The following is a 24,701-nucleotide window of genomic DNA, read 5'->3' as shown; positions in this document are numbered from 1 at the left end:
CGCCCGCTAGGAGGGTTCTGTGACGGTGCAGTCCGGGGCCCCGCCGGCCGGGGCGACGGTGTACGGCTGCCCCCGCCAGGGCCGGCGGCGGGAGTTGAAGAGGGCGGTCGAGGGGTACTGGCGGGGCCGGGTGGACGCGGCGGGGCTGCACCGCACCGCGGCGGGGCTGCGCCGGGAGAACTGGCTCCGGCTGGCCGGGGCCGGTATCGACGAGGTGCCGACCGGTGACTTCTCGTACTACGACCACGTCCTGGACACCACCGTCATGGTCGGCGCCGTGCCCGGGCGGCACCGCGCGGCCGTGGCGGCCGACCCGCTCGACGGCTACTTCGCGATGGCCCGCGGCACGCAGGAGACCGCGCCGCTGGAGATGACGAAGTGGTTCGACACCAACTACCACTACCTGGTGCCCGAGCTGGGCCCCGACACCGTCTTCACCGCCGACCCCGGCAAGCAGGCCGCCGAGCTGCGGGAGGCACAGGCGCTGGGTCTCACCGCGCGTCCGGTGCTGGTCGGCCCGGTCACCTACCTGCTGCTCGCCAGGCCCGCACCCGACGCCCCGCCCGGCTTCCGGCCGCTGGCCCTGCTGGACGCGCTGCTGCCCGTCTACGCCGAGGTGCTCGCCGCACTGCGCGCCGCGGGCGCCTCCTGGGTGCAGTTGGACGAGCCCGCGTTCGTGCAGGACCGCACCCCGGCGGAGCTGGCCGCCCTGGCCCGCGCCTACGACCACCTGGGCGGGCGCGCCGACCGGCCGAGGCTGCTGGTCGCGTCGTACTTCGAGCGGCTCGGCGAGGCGCTGCCGGTGCTCGCGCGGGCGCCCGTCGAAGGGCTCGCGCTGGACTTCGCGGAGGACTGTGCCGCCAATCTGGAGGGCCTCGCCGCGATCGGCGGCCTGCCCGGCAAGCGGCTGGTCGCGGGCGTGGTGCACGGCCGCAACGTCTGGATCGACGACCTCGGCGTGTCACTTGCGACGCTGAGCACGCTGCGCGGCCTGGCGGCCCGCCTCGACGTGGCGGCCTCGTGCTCGCTGCTGCACGTCCCCCTGGACGCCGCCCTCGAACGGGACCTCGACCCCGAGGTCGCCGGCTGGCTCGCCTTCGCCCGGCAGAAGACCGCCGAGATCGTCACCCTGGCCCGCGGCCTCACCCACGGCACCGGCGCCATCGCCGCCGAGCTCGCCGGGCGCCGCGCGGCCCTGGCCGCCCGAGCCGGATCCGGCCACACCCGCGACCCCGCCGTGCGCGTCAGGACGTCGGCCGTCACCGGCGCCGACGCGCACCGCAGGGAGCCGTACGGCAAGCGCTCGGCCGCCCAGCGCGCCCGGCTGCGGCTGCCCCTGCTGCCCACCACCACCATCGGCTCCTTCCCGCAGACCGGCCACCTGCGCGCGGTCCGCGCCGACCTGCGCGCCGGACGCATCGACACGGCCGCCTACGAGGAGCACATCAGGGGCGAGATCCGCGCGGCGGTGGACTTCCAGGAGCGGGCCGGGCTCGACGTGCTGGTGCACGGGGAACCTGAGCGCAGCGACATGGTGCAGTACTTCGCCGAGCAGCTCACCGGCTACGTCGCCACCCGGCACGGCTGGGTCCAGTCCTACGGCACGAGGTACGTCCGCCCCCCGATCCTGTCCGGGGACGTCTCGCGCCCCGGTCCGATGACGGTGCGCTGGACCTCCTACGCCCAGTCGCTGACCGAACGCCCCGTCAAGGGCATGCTGACCGGCCCCGTCACCATGCTCGCCTGGTCCTTCGTCCGCGACGACCAGCCGCGGGCCGAGACCGCGCGCCAGGTGGCGCTCGCGCTGCGCGACGAGGTCCTCGACCTGGAGGCCGCGGGCACCCCCGTGATCCAGGTGGACGAGCCCGCCCTGCGGGAGACGCTGCCGCTGCGGGCCAACGGCCGGGCCGCCTACCTGGCCTGGGCCACCGAGGCGTTCCGGCTGGCCACCGCCGCCGCCGGTGCCGGCACCCAGATCCACACGCACATGTGCTACGCGGAGTTCGGCGACGTCCTCGCGGCCATCGACGACCTGGACGCCGATGTGATCAGCCTGGAGGCGGCCCGGTCCCACATGCGGGTCGCGGGCGAACTCGCCGCGTACGGCTACCCGCGCGCGGTGGGCCCCGGCGTGTACGACATCCACTCGCCGCGCGTGCCCGGCACCGCCGAGGCGGCGGCCCTGCTGCGCGAGGCGCTCCGCGCGATCCCGGCCGAGCGGCTGTGGGTGAACCCGGACTGCGGCCTGAAGACCCGCGGCTGGCCGGAGGCCGGCGCCTCCCTGGAGCACCTGGTGGCGGCGGCCCGCGAGATCCGCGCTCAGCTTCCGGAACGGCACTGAGCGCACCGTCCGGCGGGCCGGAACGGCATGGGCGTATGGGCATCTGCGTATGGGCGTATGCGTTAGGGGCGTAGGGGTCACCGTCCGACGGGCCGGGGCGCGCGCTCCGCACCCGCGCAGTGCGCGCACCAGCTCGCGCGCCGGCCGGTGGGTCAGTGCCGTACCTGGATCAGCGCGTGCTCGCCGCTGGTGCGCCAGCGCTGACCGCGGGCGGCGACGAGGGACGCCTCCGTGCGCGGGCCGAGGCCCACGATCACATCGGACTTGAGGATGCGCAGGGCGGCCACCGGGGACGGGAAGTACGCCGTGCGGTCGGTGAAGGACGTGGTCGGGGGCCAGTGGCGGTCGCCGACGAGCCGCCGGTAGTTGAGGTCGCCCTTCAGCACGGTCACGGTGGCCCCGGCGAACCGCTCGCGCAGGTCGCCGGGCATCTCCTCGTACGTCAGCGGTGAGCAGAAGAACGGGTGCGCCGACACGTCGAGCCGGCCCCGGCGCAACGCGTCCCGCAGCCGCCTGGCGGCCTCGGCTGCGGCACCGCCCGCGGCACCGCAGTGGCGCAGGCAGTCGAGCGTGTCGGCCATCGTCGCGTCCGAGACGTAGTAGGGGCGTGGCTTCACGTGCAGCACGACCCGGTCGGCGCGGTGGCGCCGCAGCAGATGGTCGACCAGGAGGAGGTCGGGGACCAGTTCGCGTCCCGCGTTGTCGGCGACCAGGTGCACGGTGGCCCGGGCGCCGGCGGGCAGCAGGGACCACAGGGCCGCGGAGTCGTCCGCGACCAGCGCGGTGTCCTCGGCGGCGGCGCGGTCCCCGGCCGAGATGCGGAAGCCGAGGTCGGCGCGGTTGCCCCAGAGCGCACCGTGCAGCAGCGCGGCGTCCTGCTCGGCCGGCGGCCGCGTCGCGAGCCCGTCGAGCGCGGCCAGTTCCTCTCGTGCCTCGGTGGTGCCGAGCTCGGCCTCCTTGAACGGGCGGAAGGGGTCGATGCCCTGCCAGGGCCCCTCGTCGAAGTAGCCGACGGCGCCGAGCAGCTTGCGGTAGAAGTACGCCTCCGCCCACAGGAACGGCACGTCGAGCCAGGACCGGCCGATGTACGGGGCGCCCCACCGCTGCCACCGGTCGCGGTCGGCGGCGTCCGGGCCGAGGGGTTCGATCGCGCCGGTGATCTCGCGGGCCAGCGCGTCCAGGGCGCGGCGGCGTCCGGGACCGTAGGGGAAGGCGGCGCGGACCTTCTCGATCAGTGCGGGATGGCGCTCGGTGAGGACGCCGTGGGCGAAGGAGCCCGGCTCGCTGACGATGACGGGAGCGTCCGGCGCGGTGGCGGGGGTCTCGCCGGGTTCTGGCATGGCGTCCTGTTCCTCGGGGGTGGGTGGGTGCGGGCCGGGGGCCTCGGCGGCCGGTCCTTGCGCACGGGTTGCTCACTGGCCGCTGGTCGCCGGGCACCGGTTCCTGGTCGCCGGCCCGGATCACTGGCGGCCGGCGGCTGGTCGCTCCTCCCGGGGAGGGGGCCCGGCGCCCCGTGCCGCGCGGGCGCCCGGCAGTGGGCTTTCACCGTACGGTGCGCGCCGGTGTGGCGCCTCATTCCCCGGCGAGCCGGGCGCGCAACCGCTCGTTCTCCTCCTCCAGGTCGGCAAGGCGGGCCCTGAGCGGCGCCAGGACCTCGTGGATCTCGGATTCGGTGTAGCGCGGGGTGATGTGGTGCGAGCAGTTCCAGCTAAGGCCCTCGACGCGGACCGACACCAGGCGCTCGACGCGCCCCGCGGTGCGCGGGGCGTCGAGTCGGGCGGCGAGTTCCGGGTCCTGCGCGGGGCCGGTGACGGTGGCGTGGCCGAGCACCTTGAGACGGGTCCGGTGGGCGTGGTCCATGAAGAAGAGGGCCACGCGGTCGTCGCCGCGGACGTTGCCGGTGGTGACGTACTGGCGGTTCCCCCCGACGTCCGCGAACGCGAGGACGTGCTCGTCCAGGACGTGGACGAAGCCCGGCGGGCCGCCGCGGTGCTGGACGTAGGGCCAGCCGGTGTCGCCGACGCTCGCCAGGTAGAAGCCGTCGCTCCGTGCGATGTGGGCGGCCTCCCGGTCGGTGAGCGGGTCGGGCCCCTCGCCCTCGGCCAGCCGGGCGACGGCCCGTTCGCTGCCCTCCTCGGCCTGGACGCGGCGGACGTGCCCGGTGAAGGCCAGTCGACCGAAACGGCTCATGCAGGACCCCCTCGACGGAGTGTGCTCGGATCGGCCGCCCCGGTCCCGGCGCCGGTACCTACGATAAACGTCGTACCACGCGGGCAGTGAGTAGCGGACCGGCCTCCGTGCACCCGCGGGACGAGTCGGCCACGGCCCGGTTTACGGAGCCCGCGACGGGTTAGCGGTGTCGACAAGATGTCCGAAAACTCCTCAGCAGGGCGGCCCCGGGAGTCTGTCCCCGCACGGGAGGCGTTCTTCGACAACGCCAAGTTCCTGGCCATCGTGCTGGTGGCCGTGGGGCACTCGTGGGAGCCGCTGCAGAACGGCAGCCGTACGGTCGACGCGGCGTACATGGCCGTCTACACGTTCCACATGCCGGCCTTCATCATCGTCTCGGGGTACTTCTCGCGCGGCTTCGACGCCCGGCCCGGCCGGCTCGGACGCCTGGTCAGCGGCGTCGCGGTGCCGTACGTGGTCTTCGAGACCGGATACGCGCTGTTCGAGCGCTGGGCGGGTGACGACCCGTCGAACCCGGTGACGCTGCTCGATCCGTGGTTCCTGACGTGGTTCCTGCCCGCGCTGTTCGTGTGGCGGCTGACGACGCCGCTGTGGCGGACGCTGCGCGCTCCGATGGTGCCCGCGCTCGCCCTGGCCGCCCTCGCGTCCATGTCGCCGGAACTCGGCGACGACCTCGATCTCCAGCGCGTACTGCAGTTCCTGCCGTTCTTCGTGCTTGGCCTGCTGCTGCGGCCCGAGCATCTGGCGCGGCTGCGCGGCAGACGGCTGCGCACGGCCGCGCCGGCCGTCTTCGCCGCGGCGCTGCTGGTGGCGTACTGGGCGGCGCCGCGGATGAACTACGAGTGGTTCTACCACGACAACAGCGCCCAGGAGCTGGGGGCGCCATGGTGGGCGGGGCCCGCGATGACGGCGGGGCTGCTGGTGTGCTCGCTGACCCTCACGGCCTGCTTCCTGGCCTGGGTGCCGCGCCGGCGCACCTGGTTCACCGGTCTCGGCACCGGCACCATGTACGGCTACCTGCTGCACGGTTTCCTGGTGAAGGGCGCTCTGTACGCAGGCTGGTACGACCACCCGTGGGTGCACGGGCCGCTCGGCGAGGTCACGGTGACGCTGGCCGCCGCGGTCGCCGTGGCCCTGCTGTGCACGCCGCCCGTGCGGCGTGTCTTCCGCGCGGTGGTGGAGCCGAAGCTGACGTGGGCGTTCAGCCGCGCGGCGCGTACCCCCGCGGCGGGACGCACGGCCGGGTCCGCCACGGACGACCCGGCCTCCCGCGGGTCAACGGCGGACGACCCGGCCTTCCACCACGGGTCCGGCCTCCCGCGGGTCCACCACGGGTGACCCGGCTTCCCCGGTGCGGCGACGGCGCAGGTGCGGCGCACGGTGCTCGGACCGGGGTGCTGCCCTCGCGCTGCTGTCCGGTGGCCCGGACACGGCAGTAGGAGCCCCCGCGGCCGATGCCGACCCGCCGCACCACCGCGGCCCCCCGCGCGGTTTTCGCGCCCCTCTCGGAGCGCTGCGCGCCCCCGGTGCGCCCCGTTTGGGCGTCGACGCGCTGCTTGGTGTGATCCGTAGTGGTCTGGTTCAGTTCTTGAGGTCGCTCAGCACTCCGCTGACGTTGAGCACCTCCGCGCAGCCGGAGGCCTGCTTGCCGGATGCGGGTGTGCCGGGCTTGCGGCAGGTGACGTCCGCGGTGACGGTGGCGTTCTCGGGGATCTCGATCGGGGTGACCCAGTGGTAGTCCTGGTTGCGGAAGGTCTCCAAGGCGATCGTGGTGATCGTGCGCTCCCCGAAGGCGATGGTCAGCAGGCCCTCGTCGCCCTGGTAGTTGGCCACCACGATGTCGGTGACGTTGAAGACCTTGTCCTGCGGCACCGTGTAGGCGCCGACCTTCCTGGCCCCCGGGCCCGTCCTGACGTCGATGGTCGCGGAGCTCTGCCGGCCGCCGACCGGGGAACCGCCTCCCGACCGGCCCTGCCCACCGGAACCGCCGCCGCCACCGGAACCACCGCTGCCGGTGCCGGTGCCGGTGCCCTCCTGCTCGTCACCGCTCGCGGGGCCCGCGCCCTTCCGGCCGGCCTGCCCGCCGCCGTCCACCGGTGGAGGGTTCTTGGCGGCCTCCTCGGCCGCCTCCTTGGCCGTACTCTGCACCGCGGGCCTGACCAGCGCGAACCACGCGAGCAGCAGGGCGAGCAGCGCGGCCAGCACGGCGAGCAGCCACCTGGGCAGCAGGGACAGTTGGACGAACTCGCCCTCCAGCGGTGCCGGGCGGCCCGGCTGCCTCTCCTGGCCCTGCTCCGGCACCCCCTCGCCCGTCGGTCCGGCGCCGACCTGGAAGGGCCAGGTCACCGGCTTGCCGAACCAGATCGGCTTGCGGATGCGCACCCGCAGCCGTACCTCGGCGGACTCGCCGGGTGCCAGCTCGGGCGCGCCCGGGGCGAATGCGAACCGCATTTCCTCACCGGCCTGCTCAGCCGACAGCGCGACACCGACCGGGGTGTTGCCCTGGTTGCGCAGAGCGGTGCGGTAGCGGGCGCCGAGCCAGCCGCGGCGGCGCTGCGGGGCGAGTTCGGCGCGCAACTCCCAGAACGGCTCGATGGTGACGGTGGTTTCGGGAACGACCACGGACTCGGGGCGCTCCGCGGGCAGCACCCGCACACCGAGCGGCACCTCGCCCGCACGCACCCGGGACGAGCGCGGCGGCGCGAGGCGCACCGTCACCGTCTCGGAGGTGCCTGGGTAGAGGGACACCCGCGGGGGCTCGACGGTGCTCCACGCGGCGCAGTCACCGACCACTTCGAGCGCGTAACCCTCGACGATGTCGCTGTCGTTGCGGACGGTCAGGGTCGTGGTCGCCGTTCCACCCGGGGACACCGTCACCGTCGGGGTCGCGAGTTCGGCTGCTGTGGTCACGGGCCGAAGGTAGCCGGGCGGGTCCTGACCCGGGTAGGAACCAGGGGGCAACGGGCGGGCAGCGCCCGTGCCCCGGCGGAACACCGTCGCCGCGCCCCGCGCGAGCCGCGCGGTCGGCGCGGCGGCCCCCGCCGGACGACGGCGCGGGGGGCCCGTCACGCGCCGCGGTACCGCACGTCCGCACGGCGGCAGGCCGCGACCTGCCGGCACCACCGGAACGCAACGGGAGACCGGAACGCAACGCGAATCCAGCGGAAGTCCGCACGATGCTAAGGATGATGACCAATGAAGAACAGTGACGAGACACCGGGCGGGGCGGCAGCGCCGAACGGGCCGGACGGGCCGGACGGCGGCGGCACGGCGCGCCGGGGGCGCACGGCGGCCGAGGCGACCCGCAGACTCATCCCGCCGACGGCGTCAGGTCGCGCCACACAGCGCGGCAGGCAGGACAGGGTCTCCGTGGCGGTCTACGCGGGGGACCTGATCTTACAGGCGGGCGTGGTGCACCAGTTACGGCAGCGGCCGGAGGTGGAGCTGCTGCCGGAGTCCGAGGCGGACCGGGCGCAGTCCTCCCTGGTCGTGGTGGACAGGGTGAGCGAGTCCACCGTCAAGCTGCTCAACCGGCTCCGCCGCAACACGACCACCCGTACCGGTCTGGTCGTCGGCTCCTTCGAGGCCAACTCGCTGCAGACGATGATCGAGTGCGGGGTGGCAGCCGTGCTGCGCCGTGCGGAGGCCGACCAGGACCGCCTCGTGCACCTGGTCACGGCACTGGCGAGGGGCGAGGGGGTGCTGCCGGGTGATCTGCTCGGCAAGCTGCTCGACCACGTCGGCAGCCTCCAGCGGACCGTGCTCGATCCGCGCGGGCTGACGCTGTCCACCCTGACCGCGCGGGAGGTGGAGATGCTGAGGCTGGTCGCGGAGGGCTTCGACACCGTGGAGATCGCCGAGAAGACCTCGTACTCGGAGCGGACCGTGAAGAACGTGCTGCACGAGCTCTCCACCCGTCTCCAACTCCGCAACCGGGCCCACGCGGTGGGATACGCGATGCGGCACGGACTGATCTGAGGGCCCGCCGGGGCCGGTGCTCGGCAGGACTGGCCCCGCCGGGCGGCGCCGTCCCGCCGAGCCGCCTGCGGGCCGCCCCGGCAGCCGGGCACCACCGCGGCACGGGTCGCATGCACCGCGGCACGGGTCACATGCACCACGGCACGGGTCCGCATGCACCACGGCACCGTGGCCCGTGCACCACGGCACGGGCCGCCGTGCGGGCAGCGGCACGCTCCCTTGCACCGGTACCGGTACCGTCCTCCGGCCCGGCCCGTCCCGGCCGTGGGAGCGGCCCGGTTGCCCGAAAGGTCAACGGGCCCTTCCCCCGGGGCGGGCCCCGCGGTCCTGGGCAGGGCCCCCGGGCGGGGAGACACTCCGGGCGGCAGGCCGTCCGCGGACCCTCGCGGCGAGCCGTTCCCAGACAGCGAGGTGGACCGTGATCGGCACCACTGGGCCGGGCGGGCGTGCCCGGCCGGCCAGACTGGCCGCCGCCGTGGTGCTGGTGCTCGCATCGCTCGCGGCGGGCTCCGCGCAGGGCGCACCCGGGCCGGGGCCCGGCACCGGGGGCACCCGGGCGGACCAGCAGGGCCGGATCGCCTACGCCGGCACCGGTCACCGCAGCCTCGGCCGGGTGGCGGACCCGCAGCACAGCGATCCGCTCTTCGGCGCGGGCCCGGCCCACTTCGACCGGCAGGCGTCCGGGCGCGGCGATCTGCTGGCCTTCACCAGCCTCCGGGACGAGCCGCACCCGCAGGTGTACCTGCGGGACGCGGGCGGCGCGGTGCACAGGCTCACCACGGGACGGGACGCGGCACACCCCCGGCTCACCCCGGACGGGCGCGCGGTGGTGTTCGACTCGGCCGAGCCCGGCGGCCCGGGTGGCGGAACCCAGCGGGACCTGTGGCTGGTGCGCACCGACGGGTCCGGCCTCACCCGGCTCACCGACACCCCGGGCGCCGAGATCTCGCCGACCGTCTCTCCCGACGGGTCCCGGTTGGCGTTCACCGGCGACGCGGGCGTCCTGGGCGGCTGGCGGATCTTCGTGCGGGAGCTGTCCGGCGGGGCGCCGAGGGCGGTGACCGACCCGCTGGCCGGCAACGCCACCCAGCCGGTGTGGAATCCGGCCGGCGACCCGGCCCACCGCGACCTCGTCGCCTACACCCTCGACCCGCCGCAGCTCACCTACGGCACCGGCCGCGCCGACGGTTCTTCGGGCACGGACAGGGACAAGGTTGCGGGCACGGACGCGGGCATGGGCGCGGGCACGGGTGCACCGCCTCGGGTCGCCACCACGCCCGACGCCGCCGCCAACACGCCCGACGCCGCGGGGGACGGTTCCGTGGACGACGCCCCGGTGCCGCTGAACCCCCGGCTGCGGGTCACCGACGGCGACGGCGACGACCAGCCGCTGCTCGGCGGCGAGCAGGCCGGCTGGCGGACCAGGTCGGCGGACTGGCTGCCGGGCGGCGACGCCGTCCTGTTCGTCAGCCCGGACCACACCTGCACCTGCGACACCACGTACGACCTCGTCCACCGTGCGACGGCGCACGCGGAGGAAACGGCCGAGACGGTGCTCAGCGAGAACCGCGCGGTCGACTGGCCCACCTGGCTGGGCGGCGCGCGGGACGGCTCCGTCGTCGTCACGCGCACCACCGCGGACGGGCCGCACACCGCGACACTCCAGGACATGAGGGCCGACGGGACCGACCCGCGGGACCTGGGCCTGCCCGTCCTCCGCGAGGACCCCGCCGCCGACACCGCCACGGATCCCGCCGCCGACCCGCTGTTCCGTCCGGCGCCCGGCTACGACCCGTGGACCGAGCGGCAGAACTACACGCCGGACGGCCGGCGGATCGTGGTCACCCGCTTCGAGGACACGGAGGCGGGCCGCATCGAACGGATCTGGCTGGCGGACGCCGACGGCGCCGATCCGCACGTGCTGCCGCTGGACGGCCGAGGGCCGCTCGACCGGGACACCGACCCGACGTTCTCACCGGACGGCACCCGCCTCGCGTTCACCCGGGTCCCACCGGGCGACGGCGTGCCCGGCGCCGGGCCGAGCCGGGTGCTGATCGCGCAGGCGGCCACCGGGCGGATCATCGGCACCGTCGAGCCGCCGGCCGGCCAGTACGGCAACGACGCCCAGCCCACCTGGTCCCCGGACGGCACCCGCATCGCGTTCACCCGGGACGCGACCGTCGACGGGGCGGGCGGCAACAAGCACGTCTGGACGGCACAGGTGACCGCGCTCGACCGGCAGCAGGACCTGAGCGCCACCGTCTGCCCCGGCAGTTGCCAGGTCATCGACGACAGCCCGGCGTTCTCACCGGACGGCACCCGAGTCGCGTTCAACCGCAAGGACGGCGCAGGCCGCGTCAACGAGCGCAACGGCGTGCTGATCGCCTCGCCGACCGGCGACGGGTGCCGCGTCGTGCTGCCCGCGGGCCAGGACGCCGCGGACGCCTGCACCCGCGAGCTGCCGGACACCACCGCCACCGGGCCCTTCCAGCCCCGTGACGTCGCCTGGTCCGCGGACGGCGGGCACCTGGTGCTCAGTGCCCGCCGCACGGTGGCCGCGAACTCACCCGAGGGCCTGCTGCTGCTCGACCTCGCGGACGGCACCCTGACCCCGCTGGACAGCGGCCTGCCGGGGCGGCAGAAGGAGCCCGCGTTCCAGCAGTTCGTGGACCTCGCCGTGGCGGCGCCCGCCGCGCTGCCGCCGGTCGAGGTCGGCAAGGCCACCGCGGTCACCGTCACCGTCACCGACCGCGGCCCCTCGCCCTCGCCCGGTACCACGCTCACCGTGGACCCGCCGTCCGGCGTGCGCGTCGACGGCCTCACGGCACCGGTCGGCCGCTGCGACACCGCAGCGCTCCGCTGCGACCTGGGCGTGCTCGCACCGGGTTCGAGCGTACGAGTGACGGTACGGATCACCGGGGTGGTGGAGGGCGGACAGCGGATCGGCTGGTCGGCCGGCGGCGCCGTGCTGGACCCGGAACCCGGTGACAACACCGCCCGGACCCTGGTGCCGGTCGGCGCCGCGCCCCCGCCGCCCGTGGACCCGCCGCCCGCGGACCCGCCGCCGCCCGAGCCGGTCGCGGGCCCCGCGGTGGCCGTCGGCGCGCAGCCGGACCCCGGTTACGTGGGCGGCCGGGTCGTGGTCACCTACACGGTCCGCAACGGACGCGACGCGCTGGCGACCGGCCTGCGGCTGCGCCTCGGACTGCCCGCGGGCATCCCGCGCGACCGGCTGCCGGCGGGCTGCGCGGACGGGCAGTGCGCGCTGGGCGACCTGGCACCGGGCGACTCCCACGTGGTCCGTGTGGTCCTGCGTCCGGACAGGGCCGTCGGGAAGGCGGCCGTCACCGCCCGGCTCACCACCACCGGCACCGACGCCGACCCGGGCGACAACACCGCGAGGGCGTCGCTGCGCGTCCTCGCGCCCCGGATCGTCGCGGTGCCGCCCATCGGCGAACCGGGTTTCGTCACCTCCGTACGCGGCGTGGACTTCCCGCCGGGGGCACCGGTGCGGTTCACTTGGAAGCCGGGGATCACCGCGGCCGCGGCGCCCACGACCGCGGCCCGCAACGGCAGGTTCGCCGGCCAGTTGCTGATTCTCGCCAAGGACCAGACGGGCAAGCGCACCATCACGGCCAAGGGCCCCGGATTCGGCCCCGTCACCACGCCGTTCCTGGTGGTCAGCGGAACCATCGGCCCACCGGACGAGGTGACGCGCCGGTGAGCCGGGAGCAGGCGGTGCGCGGGTGATCCACGAAGTCGACGAGGGGCTGCGGCTGCTGCTCACCGAGGGCGGCCCCGCCGGCGGCGGCGTCGAGTTGGTCTTCGACGCGCCCACCAGGGACTGGTCGGCCCGCCGCAACGCACCGACGATCAGCGTCTTCCTGCACGACATCCGCGAGGACACCGCCCGCCGGCACACGGGCGGCACCGAGGAGCACGATGCCGCGGGCGCGGTCGTCGCCCGGCGGGAGCCGCCGCGGTGGTTCCTCCTGACGTACCTGGTGACCGCCTGGACCAACCGGCCGCAGGACGAGCACCGGCTGCTGTCGGAGGTGCTGCGCCGCCTGGTGCGCTCCGACGTGCTGCCGCGGGAGCTGCTGACCGGCTCGCTCGCCGAACTCGGCCTGCCGGTGGGCCTCGCGGTCGCGGCACCCGGTGCGGAGGGCCCGTCCCCGTCGGACATCTGGTCCGCGCTGGGCGGCGAGCTGAAGGCGGCCGTGAAGCTGCGGGTCTTAGCGCCGCTCGCCGGCGAACGCGCCGCCGTGGGCCCGCCGGTCACCGAGGGCCTCGTCGTGCGGGCCGCACAGGGTGGCCCGGGCAACGCGCGGGTCCCGGCCCCCGGCCGGCGGCTGCGCTACGAGGGCGCGGTCGACCCAGGTGCGGACGGCTTCACCGCGCGGCGCGACCGTCCCCTGCCGCCCGGGCGGCGCCGGCGCGGCGGAGCGGCCCTGTGACCGCCGGCACCGGCCGCGGCGGGCCGGCCACCGCGTCGCACGGCACGGCACCGGCCGCGCACCCGGACCCCGGCACGGCGCCCGCGCCCGCCGGGGCCGGCCCGGACCACCTCGCGGACCTGTGGACCCGGCTCGGCCTGGTGGAGGCCCGGGTGCGGCGCGCGGTCGCGGCCCGCAGGGCCGACGATCCGGATCCCGACGACCCGTACCGCGGCCAGTACCTCACGCCGGAGGACGCCGAGCGGATCGCGCGCGCGCCCTCGGCCTTCGCCCCGTCGGCCCTCGCGCCACCCGCCCCCGTACCTCCTGCCGCCGGGCCGCCGTCCGCCGAGCCGCCTGACGCGGGGCCACCGGCCGCGGGAACCGGCCCGGCAGCACCGCAGGCACCACTGACACCACAGGAATTACGGGCATCGCAGGCGTCACAGGCGTCACAGGCGTCACAGGCGTCACAGACATCGCAGGAACCACCGACGCCACCGACGCCACCGACGCCACCGACGCCACCGACGAGCAGGTTGCAGCGCCTCGCCGCCGCGTTCGGCCTGCTCCCGCTGGACGTCGAGTTGCTGCTCGTCGCGCTTGCCCCGGACATCGACACGCGCTTCGAGCGGCTCTACGGGTACCTCAACGACGACCTGACCCGGCGGCGGGCCACCATCGGCCTGGCCCTGGAGCTGTGCGACGTGCCCCCGGCGGGCCCCGGACGCTTCCGGTTCTCGCCGGCCGCGCCCCTGGTCGCGGGCGGTCTGGTCAGGGTCTGCGAGAGCGAGCGGCCGCTGCTGTCCCGGGTGCTGCTCGTGCCCGACCGGGTCACCGCACACCTGCTCGGCGACGAGGAGCCGGACCCCGCCCTGCACGGCCTGGTCCGTGCCGGGCAGGGCGGCGGGCGCCGGCCCGCGGACCCGCTGACCGCCCGGGTGGCCGCGGCCGCGGCCACCGGCAGCGGTCTGGTGCACCTGCACGACCGGGGCGGCGACGCGGGCGGCCTCGCGGTCGACGCGCTGCTGCACTGCGGCCGCCGGCCGCTCGTCCTCGACCCGGCCGCGCTCGTCGCGGGCCCGACACCCGGGGAACTGCCCCGGGTACTGGCCACCGAGGCCCGGCTGAGCGGCGGCGGCCTGGTCCTCGGCCCCCTGGAGACCCTCGCCCCCGAGCGCCCGGAACGCGCCAGGCTGCTGCGTGAGATCTGCGCCGCGGCCACCGGCATCCCGCTGATCACCTATGGCGCGCGGGGCTGGGACCCGCTGTGGACCAGCGAGAGCCCGGTGCCGTTCACCGTCGCGCCGCTCACGCCCGGGCACCGTCTGCGGCAGTGGCGGTCCGCGCTCACCGGTGCCGCGGGTGCGGACCGCGCCGCCGCCGTCCTGCCGCCGGACGCCGAACTGGCCGACGCCGTCGCCTCCTACCGGCTGGACGCGGAACAGGTGCACAGGGCCGCCGCGGTGGCGGTGCGGATGGCGGTGGCCGACGGGCGGCCGGTGCGCACCGACGACCTGCGGACGGCGGTGCGCGCGCAGAACGGCGCGGGCCTCGAACGCCTCGCCCGCCGGATCGAACCCGCCGTCGACTGGACCGATCTGGTACTGCCCGAGCCCACCCGCCGCCAGTTGCACGAGCTGGCACTGCGCGCCCGGCACCGCGAACAGGTGCTGGGGCAGTGGCGGATGCGCCCGGGCGGTGGCCGGGGCCGCGGGGTGATCGCACTGTTCGCCGGCGAGTCCGGCACCGGCAAGACGATGTCCGCGGAGGTGGTGGCGGCGGAGCTGGGCATGGACGTGTACGTCGTCGACCTCTCCACGGTCGTGGACAAGTACGTCGGCGAGACCGAGAAGAACCTGGAGCGGATCTTCACCGAGGCCGCGGGGGTGAACGGCATCCTGCTCTTCGACGAGGCGGACGCCGTCTTCGGCAGGCGCTCGCAGGTCAAGGACGCGCACGACAGGCACGCCAACATGGAGTCGGCCTACCTGTTGCAGCGCATGGAGTCCTTCGACGGCATCGCGGTACTCACCACCAACCTGCGTGCCAACCTCGACGAGGCGTTCACCCGGCGGCTCGACGTGGTCGCCGACTTCCCGATGCCCGACCACGCCCAGCGACGCGCCCTGTGGGACCGCTGCCTCGGTTCCGTGCTGCCCCGTGACGACGGGCTCGACCTGGACTTCTGCGCCCGCCGCTTCGAGCTGGCGGGCGGCTCGATCCGGGCCTGCGCGGTGACCGCGGCCTATCTGGCGGCGGAGGCCGGCCGGCCGGTGGGCATGGCGCAGGTGGTCTCGGCGGTGATGCAGGAGTACCGCAAGCTCGGCCGGCTCGTCCTGGAGAGCGAGTTCGGCCCCTGGCTGGACTCCGTCCAGGTCGCCTAGCGGCGCGCCCCGCCGCGGGGCCCGGCGCCGCGGGGCCGCCACCGCGGGCCCGTCGCGGGCGGGCGCCCGGCTCCCCGCGCCCCTTCGGGGGTGCCCGGGAAGGCAGCACCGTTGCCCCGGGTGCAGGTCCCGGGGACCTGTTGCCGGGCGGACGCGGAACGCGAGGCTCTGAGGCGACGCAGTGGCCACACGAAGGAGCGAGCATGCCGTCGTACCTCACCCCCGGCGTGTACGTGGAGGAGGTCCAGTCGGGAGCCAGGCCCATCGAGGGGGTCGGCACCGCGGTCGCCGCGTTCGTCGGCTTCGCCGCGGCCGGCCCCTTCCACCAGCCGACCCTGGTCACCAACTGGGACCAGTACACGCAGCAGTTCGGCGGCTTCACCGAGGGCACCTACCTGGCGCACGCGGTGTACGGGTACTTCGCCAACGGCGGCGGCAGCGCGTACGTCGTGCGGATCGGCGGTCCGGCCGGCGGCGCCGGTGCGGACGGCGGGCAGGAGCCGGCGCCGGTCGAGCTGGGCGGGCTGCTGGTGTCGGCGCTGCCCGGGGCGGGCTCCGGGATCTCGGTGGAGGTCGCCGACGCGGAGGGCGAGAACCCGCCCGAGGACCGGTTCAGGCTGGTGGTCCGCCAGGACGGCAAGGCGGCCGAGACCTTCGACGTGTCCACGCGCAGGAACGTCAAGGCATACGTCCTCACCCAGCTCCGCGAGTCGCGGCTGGTACGGGCCGAGGAGCAGGAGGGCGTGACCCCCACCCGTCCGCAGAAGGGGACCGTCGCGCTCGGCGCGGCCCCCGCCCCCGCTGCCCCGGCCCGGGCGCTCAGCCCCACCGAGTACGTCGGCGACGCGGCGGCCCGCACCGGCTTCGCCGGTCTGGAGGCCATCGACGAGATCACCATGGTGGCGGTGCCGGACCTGATGAGCGCGCACCAGCGCGGCGACATCGACGCGGAGGGCGTCAAGACCGTGCAGCTCGCGGTGATCTCGCACTGCGAGCAGATGGGCGACCGGGTCGCCGTCCTGGACACACCGCCCGCCCTGGCCGCGCAGCACGCCCGCACCTGGCGCAACGACGGCGCGGGCTACGACTCCCGCTACGCCGCCGTCTACTACCCGTGGATCAAGGTCTTCGACCCGGCGACCGGCCGCAACACCACGGTGCCGCCGAGCGGGCACGTCGCGGGGGTGTGGGCGCGCAGCGACACCGAGCGCGGTGTGCACAAGGCGCCCGCGAACGAGGTGATCCGCGGGGCGGTCGACCTCGACGTACGGCTCAGCAAGGGCGAGCAGGACCTGCTGAACCCGGTCGGGGTCAACTGCATCCGGGCCTTCCCCGGCCGCGGCATCCGCATCTGGGGCGCCCGCACGCTCTCCTCGGACCCGGCCTGGCGCTATCTGAACGTGCGCCGGCTCTTCAACTACCTGGAGGAGTCGATCCTGCTCGGCACCCAGTGGGTGGTGTTCGAGCCGAACGACGACCGCCTGTGGTCGAGCATCCGGCGCAACGTGACCGCCTTCCTCACCGAGGAGTGGCGCCGCGGCGCGCTGTTCGGCCGCACCGCCGAGGAGGCCTTCTACGTCAGGTGCGACCGCGAGAACAACCCGCCGGAGTCCATCGACCTCGGGCAGGTGGTCTGCGAGATCGGGGTGGCGCCGGTCAAGCCCGCCGAGTTCGTGGTGTTCCGGCTCGCCCAGTTCTCCGACAGCACCAGCCTCGTCAACGAGTGACCCGCGGGCCGCTCGGACGGCCCGTACCCGCAAGGCGACCCACGAGGTCCCGTTCCGGAAGGTGACACAGAGCCATGGCAGAGGGTGACGCTCTTTCCACGCACGTCTTCGGCGTGCAACTGGGCGGCTATCTCGTCGAGTCCATCCAGGAGATCAGCGGTCTGACGGTGGAGGAGGAGGTCGTCGAGGTCCGCCAGGTGACCTCCGACGGCAAGCAGATCATCCGCAAGCAGCCCGGCGCGCGGCAGGCCGGCGAGGTGACCATCACCCGCGGTCTGGACAAGAGCAGCGAGTTCACCAAGTGGATCAAGGAGACGCTGAACAACGGCGCGGTGGACACCGCACGGCAGAACCTGACGATCGAGATCAAGGACTCGACGGGCGCCACGGTGCGGCGCATCCAGCTCATGCAGGGCTGGGCCAGCAAGTGGGAGGGGCCCTCGCTGAAGGCAGGCGAGTCGTCCGCCGCCACCGAGACCGTGACCATCACCTTCGAGGAGATCGTGGTCGAATGAGACGGCGTACGGTCACCGCGAACACGCTGGAAGAGATCCTGGACACCACCAGGCCGCCGGACCGCACGGAGCCCGGAGCGCACGCCCCGGCCCCGGCCGGGCAGCCGCAGCGGCAGCCGCTGCGCACCGAGTTCGACTTCGAGCTGCCGCGCGGGTACGTCGACGAGGACGGCGTGCTGCACCGCTCGGGCACCATGCGGCTCGCCACGGCCCGTGACGAGCTGCGGCCGCAGATCGACCTGCGGGTGAAGGAGAACCCGGCGTACCTCAGCGTCGTGCTGCTCAGCCAGGTGATCACCCGGCTCGGCGGCGTCACGGACGTGCACGCCGGGGTCGTCGAGCGGATGTACGCCACCGACATCGCGTTCCTCCAGGACTTCTACCGCCGCATCAACAGCGAGGGCCACACCCGCGCGGCAGTGACCTGCCCCCACTGTGACGGCTCGTTCGAGATCGACCTCTCGGGTGGGCGCCTGGGGGAATCGTGACGTACGCGCTCCCCCGGCTGCGGGAGGAGATCGCGTACATCGCCTACCACTTCCACTGGCGGCGCGAGGACATCCTCGACCTCACCCACGACGAACGCGGGCAGTGGGTGCACGAGATAGCGCGGATCAACACCCGCGTGAACGAGGGCGGGTGACGGGATGCGGGTGACGGGATGCGGGTGAGGATGCGCAACGTGTTCCGCCGCGGCGGCGGACGGGGCGAGACGGCGGTCGGCCCCACGGTGCCTGGCGCGGGGGCGGGCGGCCCGGAGTCCGGGGAAGGGGCGGACAGCCCGGAGTCCCCGGCCGGGTCAGGCGGCACCGCGGTGCCCGGGACCTCCCCGGCGGTCCCGGTGTCCGCGGCGCTCCCGGCGTCTCCGGCGTCTCCGGCGTCCCCGGCTTCCGGGGCGGCGGGGGCGGGTGTCCCGGCCGCGTGGGACGGTGGCTGGCGGCACCTGACTCCGCCGGTGCTGACCGTGGCGCGCGACGCGCTCGGGGTGAGCGACGGGCTGCGGTTCCGTGCCGGGCTCTCGGCCTGGCAGAACCCGGCGTTCCAGGGGCGACTCGGCCATGCCGTGCTGCCGGGCGCGCCCGTGGGGCTGATCCGGGGTGTGGCACGCCCGGCCGTCCCGCGTGTCGGATCCCCCGCTCCCGCGGACGGCGGCCCCCTGCTGCTGCGTGCCGCCGCCGCGCGGTCGGCGCCGACGGAGTCGGCGCCGACCGCGGACCCGGAGCCCCCCGGTGCCGCCGTTCCGCGCCCCGGCGCCGGAGGACGGGTACGCCGTGGGGCGGGGACGCCGGGGCCGGGGACACCGACAGGTTCGGCCCGCGGGGCCGGCGCCGGGGCCCCGCCGGGTTCCGGTTCCCCGCACCGGCCCGCGCCGGTGCGCCCGCGCCGGGTGCGCGAGCCCCTGACGGTCGCCCCCCGTCCCGCGCTGCCGGTGCGACGCCTCGCCGCCGTCCCGCCGCCGTCCCCGGCGAACGCAGGCCCGCCCCCGGAGCGCACGGAGGCGGCGACGGGCCCCGGTGGCGGCGCGCATGCCGGGGTGACGTTCTCGGCCGAGCGCCCCGCGGTCCGTCCGCCCGCCTCCGTGCGCCCCGCCCTGGGCGAACCGCTGCGTACGCTGCCCGGCACGGCGGCACCGCTGCCCGCGGCACCCGTGGCCGCCGCCGGTCCCGCGGCCCCGGCCCCCTTGCCGGTGGTGCAGCGGAACGAGGCCGAGGACCCGTCGACGGGCACGGACGACAGGACACCATCGGCAACGGCGGCACCGGCGGCAGTGGGAGGGGCGGCAACGGCGCGGGCGGACGAGGCACCGGGACCGGCGGAGCGGACGGCGCCCGCGGCCCGGCCCGGCAGCCGTCCGCCGCAGGACACGGCACCACGGGGGACGGCCGCTCCCCGGCCCCCGGCCCGTAGCGGCGGCCTCGGCGCTCCACTCGCCGCCCTGCCGGACACCGCCGTCCTCCCGGGCGGGGCGCCACTCCTCGGTGACCGCCCCCCGGTGCGGCGTACCACCGCCGGCCCCGGCCCCGTCCCCGACGCCGGCTACGGCTCCGGCTCCGGCTCCGGCCCGGACTTCGACTCCGGCTCACGCCGGGAGGCGTCCCCGGCCACCGGGAGTGCGCGGGCCGCCATGCCGGTCCTGGCCGCAGGCGCCCCCTCCGCCGCCCGGGCGGCCGCGGTCGCCGCGCTGCCCGAGCTGCGCTCGGCCGTCTCGGCCCGGCGTACCGCGGAAGCGGCACGCACGGCACACACGGCACGCACGGACGACGGGGACAGGGCGGACGACGGGGACCGGGCGGTACCGGACGGCGCCGGGGACGACAGGGCCCGTTCCGCGCACGACCGGGGTGGTGCACAGGGCGGCCCGGGCTTCGGAGGCGAACCGGCGTCCGGTCCGGTGCGGGAGGCCGCGCGGTCCCGCGACGCCGGGCGGCAACCGGTGGACGTCGGGCCCGCGACGCGGGCCGCCCTCCAGCGTGCCGTCCCCAAGGAGCCCGGTACAACGCCGTCCGGCCGTGCACCGGTGGTGACGCCCCCGGGAGAGGACACACCGGTGCACGGGAACGGGTTGGACGCGGTGCGGACCGGGCCTGCGGCGCAACACCGCCCCGGCGCGCTCGCCGCCGCACGGGTCCCCGAGGCGACGGCGGGAACCACCGCGGCACCGCTCGTCCGGCGCACCGCCGCCTCGCACGGCGGCCCCCCTGCCGTCCCGACCCGCGCACTGCTCGCGGACCGGCCCCTGGTCGTGCGCACCGGCGGTGCGGACGGCTTCTCGCCGACCGCTCCCGCCGCCCGCACCGCGGCGCCGCCCCTGGTGCGGGCCACCTGGCGGCGGGACACCCGGCAGCACGGCACGGCGGGCGAGGCACCGCCCGCCGGACCCGGCGCCCCCTCGGCGCCGTCCGTCCCACCCCCCGGAGGGACCGGAAGGACAGGAAGGACAGGAGGAGCCGGAGGGACAGGAGGAGCCGGAGGGACAGGAGGAGCCGGAGGGACAGGAGGGACCGGAAGAACAGGAAGGCTGCGTGAGACCGGGAACGCCGGGACACGAGGGACGCACGGGAGGCACGGGACGCCCAAGACGCCCGGAACGGCGCCCCCGGCACCTGGCTCCGCATGGCCACCCGATCCAGTGGCCGCCGTTGCTCCGGTGGCCGCCAAGCGCGGGTCGCACCCCACTGGCCCGTCCGGCCTCCCCACCCCCGGCACCGGCCCGGGCGGAGTCCCCGGCCCGGACCCGGCCCCGCCCCGGCCCGGCGGCACCGGCACCGGCACCGGCACTGTGGTGCACCCCTCGCCCGTGCACGGCCCCCGGCCCGGCCCCGGCTCCCTCCAGCGCCTGCCGGTGACCCCGGACCTCGCGCGCCCACCCGTCGTGGCCGCCCCGCACACCGCCGGAGTCGTCCCGCACGACCTGCCGGTACGAGTCCGCGACCGTGCGGAGGTGCCCGGCGCCACGGCACGGTCCGGTGACCGGGCTCCCGAGGGGACGCACCGGCGGCCCCGCACCGCGCCCCCTGCCGCCGCGGGTCCCGGCGCCCCCGCCCTGCAACGCGCCGCGGCCGCCGCCGGAGTCACCGGGGTCCCGCTCACCGCTGTCCAGCCGCGGTCGGCGGGCCCGCCGACCCCACCGGACGCCGGGCGGACCACGGGCGCCACTGCCGCCTCGGCCCCCGACCGGGTGGCAGGCATCGACCTCGAAGAGCTCGCCCGCCGGCTGATCGACCCGGTCGGCCGGCTGCTCAGGGCGGAGCTGCGGCGCGGCAGGGAGCGCACCGGCCGACCGTACGACAGGCACCGCTGACGACACGGCAGACATGGGGGCCGACAGACATGGCAGGCAGACCGACGGACAGGCAGACGCACGGAGAGGACGGCACGGCACGGACGGGCGCGGCCCACGACGGGACGGCGAGACGGCGGGCCGCCGGGAGGACGCGACCCGACGGGACGGCGGAACACCCGAAGGACGCAACCCGACGGCACGGCGGAACGGCGGACGGGACGAGGCGGCGGCGCCCGCCGCGGGACGGCACGGCACGACAGGCCACCGAGAGGTGCTGAGCAGAGACGGATCGAGGCATGACGGACGGCATCTTCGCCACCAGCGTGTTCTTCAGACTGGCGATCGGCGGCAATGACCTCGGCGCCTTCCACACCTGCTCGGGCCTCGGCGCCGAGGTGGAGATCGAGCAGTACGCGGAGGGCGGCAACAACGGCTTCGCGTGGCAGCTACCCGGCCGCATCACCTGGTCCAACATCACCCTGACCCGTCCCGTCACCGCGGACACCGCGAAGATCGCGCGCTGGCTCGACGAGATCCTGCGCAAGGTGGAGCCCAAGGACGGCGAGATCGTGGCCCTGAAACCGGACCTGAGCCGCATCGTCAGTTGGCAGGTGCTCGGCGCGGTGCCGGTGCGCTGGCAGGGCCCGTCCTTCGACCCGGCGAACTCGGAGGCGGCCGTCGAGACCCTGGAGATCGCCCACGAGGGCCTGCGCCCCTCGTGACCCGCCCTCCTCCTCCCCGACCGCGCGCCCCCGACCGCGCACCCCGACCACGCCCACCCGCACCCGCCCGGACGCCCGCGCCGCGGGCAGCAAGGAGCACCGTGTCCCCCGCAGTCCGCACCAGCAGGGCCCGAGCCCAGTTGACGATCATGGAACCGCCCGCGAAGGTCGGGGCGCGGCCCGGCGGGGCCCTGGTCCGCTTGCAGTTGCAGTTCAACCCGGCGCGGTTGTCGTTGACCAAGACCACCGAGTGGCGGCGCACGCCGTCGCGGATGGCCGGGCAGTCGGCGCTGCCCGAGTTCGTCGGCAGCGGGCCGCGCGCGCTGTCCCTGGAGGTCTTCCTGGACGCGACCGCCACGCACGACAACTCGGTGGAGAAGGCGGTGGAACAACTGATGACGGCCTGTGTGCCGACGCCCGCCAGCCTGGCGCGCAAGAAGCCGGCGAGCCCCTGGGTGCGGTTCGACTGGGGCACGGCGAGGACCACATCGTTCGACGGGGTGCTCGCCGGCCTGTCCGTCTCGTACACGCTCTTCGACGTCGACGGGAAGCCGCTGCGGGCCACCTGTGCGCTGTCGATCGAGGAGGCGAGCGTCGACCCGGCCGGGCAGAACCCGACGTCGGGCGCGCGGCAGGCGCACAGCACGCACCGGGTGGTGGCCGGGGACAGCCTTCCGCTGCTGGCCTGGCGCGAGTACGGCGACGCGACGGCGTGGCGGACCATCGCGGAGGCCAACGGCATCGACGACCCGATGGCGCTCGTGCCGGGCACGGAACTGGTGGTGCCGGGGCCGCGGGGGCCCGAAGAGGTCCCGGACGGGGAGGCGGGATGACGACACCCCAGGCGCGCGGCGGGCGGTCCTTCGCGGCGGACCCGGTCGTGGCGGCGCCGGGCGAGCTGCCGCCCACCTGGGTCGCCCAGTTGGTGAGCTGTGTGGTGGACGAGAACGTCGGGCTGCCGGACTCCGCCGTGCTGACCTACCGCGACCCGGACCACGAGTTGCTCCAGGCAACCGGGATCACCATCGGCACGCCCCTGACGATCTCCGTGGTCACCGTGCAGGGCAACGCCAGGGAGCGGCTGTTCGCCGGCGAGGTGACCGCGCTGGAACTGGACAGCGACACCACCGGGTCCTTCACGGTGGTGCGGGCGCTGGCGAGGACGCACCGTCTGATGCGCGGCCGCAAGGTGGTGGCGTTCCGCAATATGACCGCGTCCGCCATCGTGCGGAAGGTGGTGACCGGTGCCGGTCTGGCGTGCGGCCGGATCCAGGCCGCGCCGGTGACGTACCCGCAGCTCACCCAGGCGAACGTCTCGGACTGGGAGTTCCTCCAGCACCTCGCGCAGGAGAGCGGTGCCCAGGTGGTGGTGGACGACGGGGGGCTGCTGGAGTTCGTGCGGCCCGAGCCCGCGGCGAAGGCGCCCGCGCCGGGCACTCCGGCCACCCAGGACCCTCTGGTGCTGGAGTACGGCCGCAACCTGCTGGCCCTGCGGGCGGCGCTGACCAGTGCCGACGGGGCGGGCAGCGTGGAGGTGCGGGGCTGGAACGTCACCACCAGGCAGCCGCTGGTCTCCCGTGCGCCGTCGGTGCGCAGCAGCACGGTGGCGCCGGGCCTCGACCCGGCCGCGGCGACGCGGCCGTTCGGCTCGCCCGGGGTGCTGACGGTCGCCGACACCCCGTACCGCACACAGGCCGAGACCAGGGCGGCGGCGGATTCGCTGGCCGCGTCGGTGGGTGCCGGGTTCGCCGAGGTGGAGGCGGTCGCCGAGGGCAATCCGAAACTGCGCGCCGGTGTGCCGGTGGCGCTCGGCAACGTCGGTGCCGCCTTCTGCGGCCGCTACACGGCGACCGCCGCCCGCCACGTGCTGGAGCCGCACGGCGGCTACCGGACCACGGTGGTGGTGAGCGCCGCCCAGGACCGTTCCCTGGCGGGCCTGGTGACCGGCGGGAACGCGCCGGCGCGCGGGCCGCGGATGCCCGGGCTCGCCATCGCGGTGGTCACCGATGTGCGCGAGCCGGGCGGCGCCGAGCGCGGCTGGGTGCGGCTGAGGTTCCCGTGGCTGTCCGACGACTACGTCACCGACTGGGTGCGCACGGTGCAGTGGGGCGGCAAGGGCGGCGGGGTGTTCAGTCCCGAGGTCAACGACGAGGTACTGGTCGGCTTCGAGCAGGGCTCGCTGGACAGCCCCTATGTGCTGGGCGGCCTCTACAACGGCGTCGACGGGCCCTCCCCGCACGATGTTCCGCTGGTCGACCCGACCAGCGGAAAGGTCAACCGCCGCTCGGTGGCGTCCCGCAGCGGCCACCGCCTCGAACTGCTCGACGCCCGCGGCGGCCCCTGCGGGGTCAGGCTCGTCACCGACGACGGACGCCTCGACGTGCGTCTCGACGCCCTGCGGGACCGCATCGACTTGACCGTCCTCGGCCCGGGCGGCCGCCGGGCGGTCAGCTCGGTGTCCCTGTCGCCGACCGGGATCACGCTCGACGCGGGCACCGGCACGGTGGACATCAGGGGCCGCTCCGTGACCGTGAACGGCACCTCGGACGTCACCGTCGACGGCGGTCTGCTCGGGGTGCTCAAGGCCAGGCTCATCCGGATCAACTGAGACCGTCCCGACT

General features: G+C 75.6%; 18 protein-coding genes. 14 read left to right on the top strand and 4 right to left on the bottom strand.

What is annotated here, in order from left to right; translation table 11 throughout:
• Positions 1–19: 19 nt before the first annotated feature.
• Positions 20–2,341, top strand: coding sequence for a 5-methyltetrahydropteroyltriglutamate--homocysteine S-methyltransferase (gene metE, locus IE313_RS15070; protein WP_189932260.1), 2,322 nt, complete (start codon positions 20–22; stop codon positions 2,339–2,341).
• A gap of 152 nt (positions 2,342–2,493) precedes the next feature.
• Here the strand turns inward: metE and IE313_RS15065 are convergent, their stop codons facing one another.
• Together IE313_RS15065 and IE313_RS15060 are read right to left on the bottom strand one after the other, a co-directional pair.
• Positions 2,494–3,681, bottom strand: a complete 1,188-nt coding sequence (locus tag IE313_RS15065) for a damage-control phosphatase ARMT1 family protein (protein ID WP_189932258.1) — start codon at positions 3,679–3,681, stop codon at positions 2,494–2,496.
• Positions 3,682–3,913: 232 nt separating this feature from the next.
• Positions 3,914–4,531: a pyridoxamine 5'-phosphate oxidase family protein gene (locus tag IE313_RS15060; protein WP_189932256.1), complete on the bottom strand. Its 618-nt coding sequence runs from the start codon at positions 4,529–4,531 to the stop codon at positions 3,914–3,916.
• 177 nt (positions 4,532–4,708) lie between these two features.
• Here IE313_RS15060 and IE313_RS15055 point away from each other — a divergent pair, with 177 nt between their 5' ends.
• Positions 4,709–5,869 (top strand): acyltransferase family protein, encoded by a 1,161-nt coding sequence (locus IE313_RS15055; RefSeq protein ID WP_189932254.1) that lies wholly within the window; start codon positions 4,709–4,711, stop codon positions 5,867–5,869.
• Positions 5,870–6,112: 243 nt separating this feature from the next.
• On the opposite strand, the gene IE313_RS15050 is transcribed toward IE313_RS15055, so the two are convergent.
• Positions 6,113–7,441, bottom strand: coding sequence for a COG1470 family protein (locus tag IE313_RS15050; RefSeq protein WP_189932252.1), 1,329 nt, complete (start codon positions 7,439–7,441; stop codon positions 6,113–6,115).
• Positions 7,442–7,726: 285 nt separating this feature from the next.
• Between IE313_RS15050 and IE313_RS15045 the strand changes: the two genes are divergently transcribed.
• From IE313_RS15045 to IE313_RS15010, 8 genes are all read left to right on the top strand, one after another.
• Positions 7,727–8,509: a helix-turn-helix transcriptional regulator gene (locus tag IE313_RS15045; protein WP_189932250.1), complete on the top strand. Its 783-nt coding sequence runs from the start codon at positions 7,727–7,729 to the stop codon at positions 8,507–8,509.
• A gap of 418 nt (positions 8,510–8,927) precedes the next feature.
• Entirely contained in the window at positions 8,928–12,233 is a 3,306-nt protein-coding gene (locus IE313_RS15040; RefSeq protein WP_229924656.1) for a DUF11 domain-containing protein, read from the top strand.
• Positions 12,234–12,255: 22 nt separating this feature from the next.
• Positions 12,256–12,966 carry a Pvc16 family protein gene (locus tag IE313_RS15035; protein WP_189932249.1) on the top strand — a complete coding sequence of 237 codons (711 nt, stop codon included), beginning with the start codon at positions 12,256–12,258 and terminating at the stop codon, positions 12,964–12,966.
• Between the two features lie 119 nt (positions 12,967–13,085).
• On the top strand, positions 13,086–15,332 hold the full coding sequence (locus IE313_RS15030; protein ID WP_229924676.1) for an AAA family ATPase: 2,247 nt from the start codon (positions 13,086–13,088) through the stop codon (positions 15,330–15,332).
• Between the two features lie 203 nt (positions 15,333–15,535).
• The gene (locus IE313_RS15025) at positions 15,536–17,059 is read left to right on the top strand and encodes a phage tail sheath family protein (RefSeq protein WP_189932245.1); all 1,524 of its coding nucleotides are present in this window, start codon (positions 15,536–15,538) and stop codon (positions 17,057–17,059) included.
• Between the two features lie 74 nt (positions 17,060–17,133).
• Positions 17,134–17,574, top strand: a complete 441-nt coding sequence (locus tag IE313_RS15020) for a phage tail protein (RefSeq protein WP_189932243.1) — start codon at positions 17,134–17,136, stop codon at positions 17,572–17,574.
• Positions 17,571–18,062, top strand: a complete 492-nt coding sequence (locus IE313_RS15015) for a hypothetical protein (RefSeq protein WP_189932242.1) — start codon at positions 17,571–17,573, stop codon at positions 18,060–18,062. The genes IE313_RS15020 and IE313_RS15015 overlap by 4 nt, the downstream gene beginning before the upstream one ends.
• On the top strand, positions 18,059–18,217 hold the full coding sequence (locus IE313_RS15010; protein WP_189932240.1) for a DUF6760 family protein: 159 nt from the start codon (positions 18,059–18,061) through the stop codon (positions 18,215–18,217). Before IE313_RS15015 ends, IE313_RS15010 begins: the two co-directional genes overlap by 4 nt.
• A gap of 1,394 nt (positions 18,218–19,611) precedes the next feature.
• Here the strand turns inward: IE313_RS15010 and IE313_RS15005 are convergent.
• Positions 19,612–19,812, bottom strand: a complete 201-nt coding sequence (locus IE313_RS15005) for a hypothetical protein (RefSeq protein WP_189932237.1) — start codon at positions 19,810–19,812, stop codon at positions 19,612–19,614.
• A 1,060-nt stretch (positions 19,813–20,872) separates the two neighbouring features.
• Here IE313_RS15005 and IE313_RS15000 point away from each other — a divergent pair.
• The 4 genes from IE313_RS15000 (at position 20,873) to IE313_RS14985 (ending at position 24,688) form a co-directional block, all read left to right on the top strand.
• On the top strand, positions 20,873–21,376 hold the full coding sequence (locus IE313_RS15000; protein WP_189932236.1) for a hypothetical protein: 504 nt from the start codon (positions 20,873–20,875) through the stop codon (positions 21,374–21,376).
• A 278-nt stretch (positions 21,377–21,654) separates the two neighbouring features.
• The gene (locus IE313_RS14995) at positions 21,655–22,080 is read left to right on the top strand and encodes a phage tail protein (protein WP_189932234.1); all 426 of its coding nucleotides are present in this window, start codon (positions 21,655–21,657) and stop codon (positions 22,078–22,080) included.
• A gap of 101 nt (positions 22,081–22,181) precedes the next feature.
• Positions 22,182–22,913: a CIS tube protein gene (locus IE313_RS14990; RefSeq protein WP_189932232.1), complete on the top strand. Its 732-nt coding sequence runs from the start codon at positions 22,182–22,184 to the stop codon at positions 22,911–22,913.
• On the top strand, positions 22,910–24,688 hold the full coding sequence (locus IE313_RS14985; RefSeq protein ID WP_189932230.1) for a VgrG-related protein: 1,779 nt from the start codon (positions 22,910–22,912) through the stop codon (positions 24,686–24,688). Before IE313_RS14990 ends, IE313_RS14985 begins: the two co-directional genes overlap by 4 nt.
• Positions 24,689–24,701: the final 13 nt, after the last annotated feature.

Origin of the sequence: Streptomyces sulfonofaciens (genome assembly GCF_014656295.1) — a bacterium.
GTDB classification, from domain to species: domain Bacteria; phylum Actinomycetota; class Actinomycetes; order Streptomycetales; family Streptomycetaceae; genus Streptomyces; species Streptomyces sulfonofaciens.
This window is presented reverse-complemented; position numbering and strand designations above follow the sequence as displayed.

Excerpts from the sequence above, each read along its gene's own strand:
- IE313_RS15065 (WP_189932258.1), bottom strand. The coding sequence starts at position 3,681 with ATGCCAGAACCCGGCGAGACCCCCGCCACCGCGCCGGACGCTCCCGTC.
- IE313_RS15060 (WP_189932256.1), bottom strand. The coding sequence starts at position 4,531 with ATGAGCCGTTTCGGTCGACTGGCCTTCACCGGGCACGTCCGCCGCGTC.
- IE313_RS15055 (WP_189932254.1), top strand. The coding sequence starts at position 4,709 with ATGTCCGAAAACTCCTCAGCAGGGCGGCCCCGGGAGTCTGTCCCCGCA.
- IE313_RS15045 (WP_189932250.1), top strand. The coding sequence starts at position 7,727 with ATGAAGAACAGTGACGAGACACCGGGCGGGGCGGCAGCGCCGAACGGG.
- IE313_RS15025 (WP_189932245.1), top strand. The coding sequence starts at position 15,536 with ATGCCGTCGTACCTCACCCCCGGCGTGTACGTGGAGGAGGTCCAGTCG.
- IE313_RS15020 (WP_189932243.1), top strand. The coding sequence starts at position 17,134 with ATGGCAGAGGGTGACGCTCTTTCCACGCACGTCTTCGGCGTGCAACTG.
- IE313_RS15015 (WP_189932242.1), top strand. The coding sequence starts at position 17,571 with ATGAGACGGCGTACGGTCACCGCGAACACGCTGGAAGAGATCCTGGAC.
- IE313_RS14995 (WP_189932234.1), top strand. The coding sequence starts at position 21,655 with ATGACGGACGGCATCTTCGCCACCAGCGTGTTCTTCAGACTGGCGATC.
- IE313_RS14985 (WP_189932230.1), top strand. The coding sequence starts at position 22,910 with ATGACGACACCCCAGGCGCGCGGCGGGCGGTCCTTCGCGGCGGACCCG.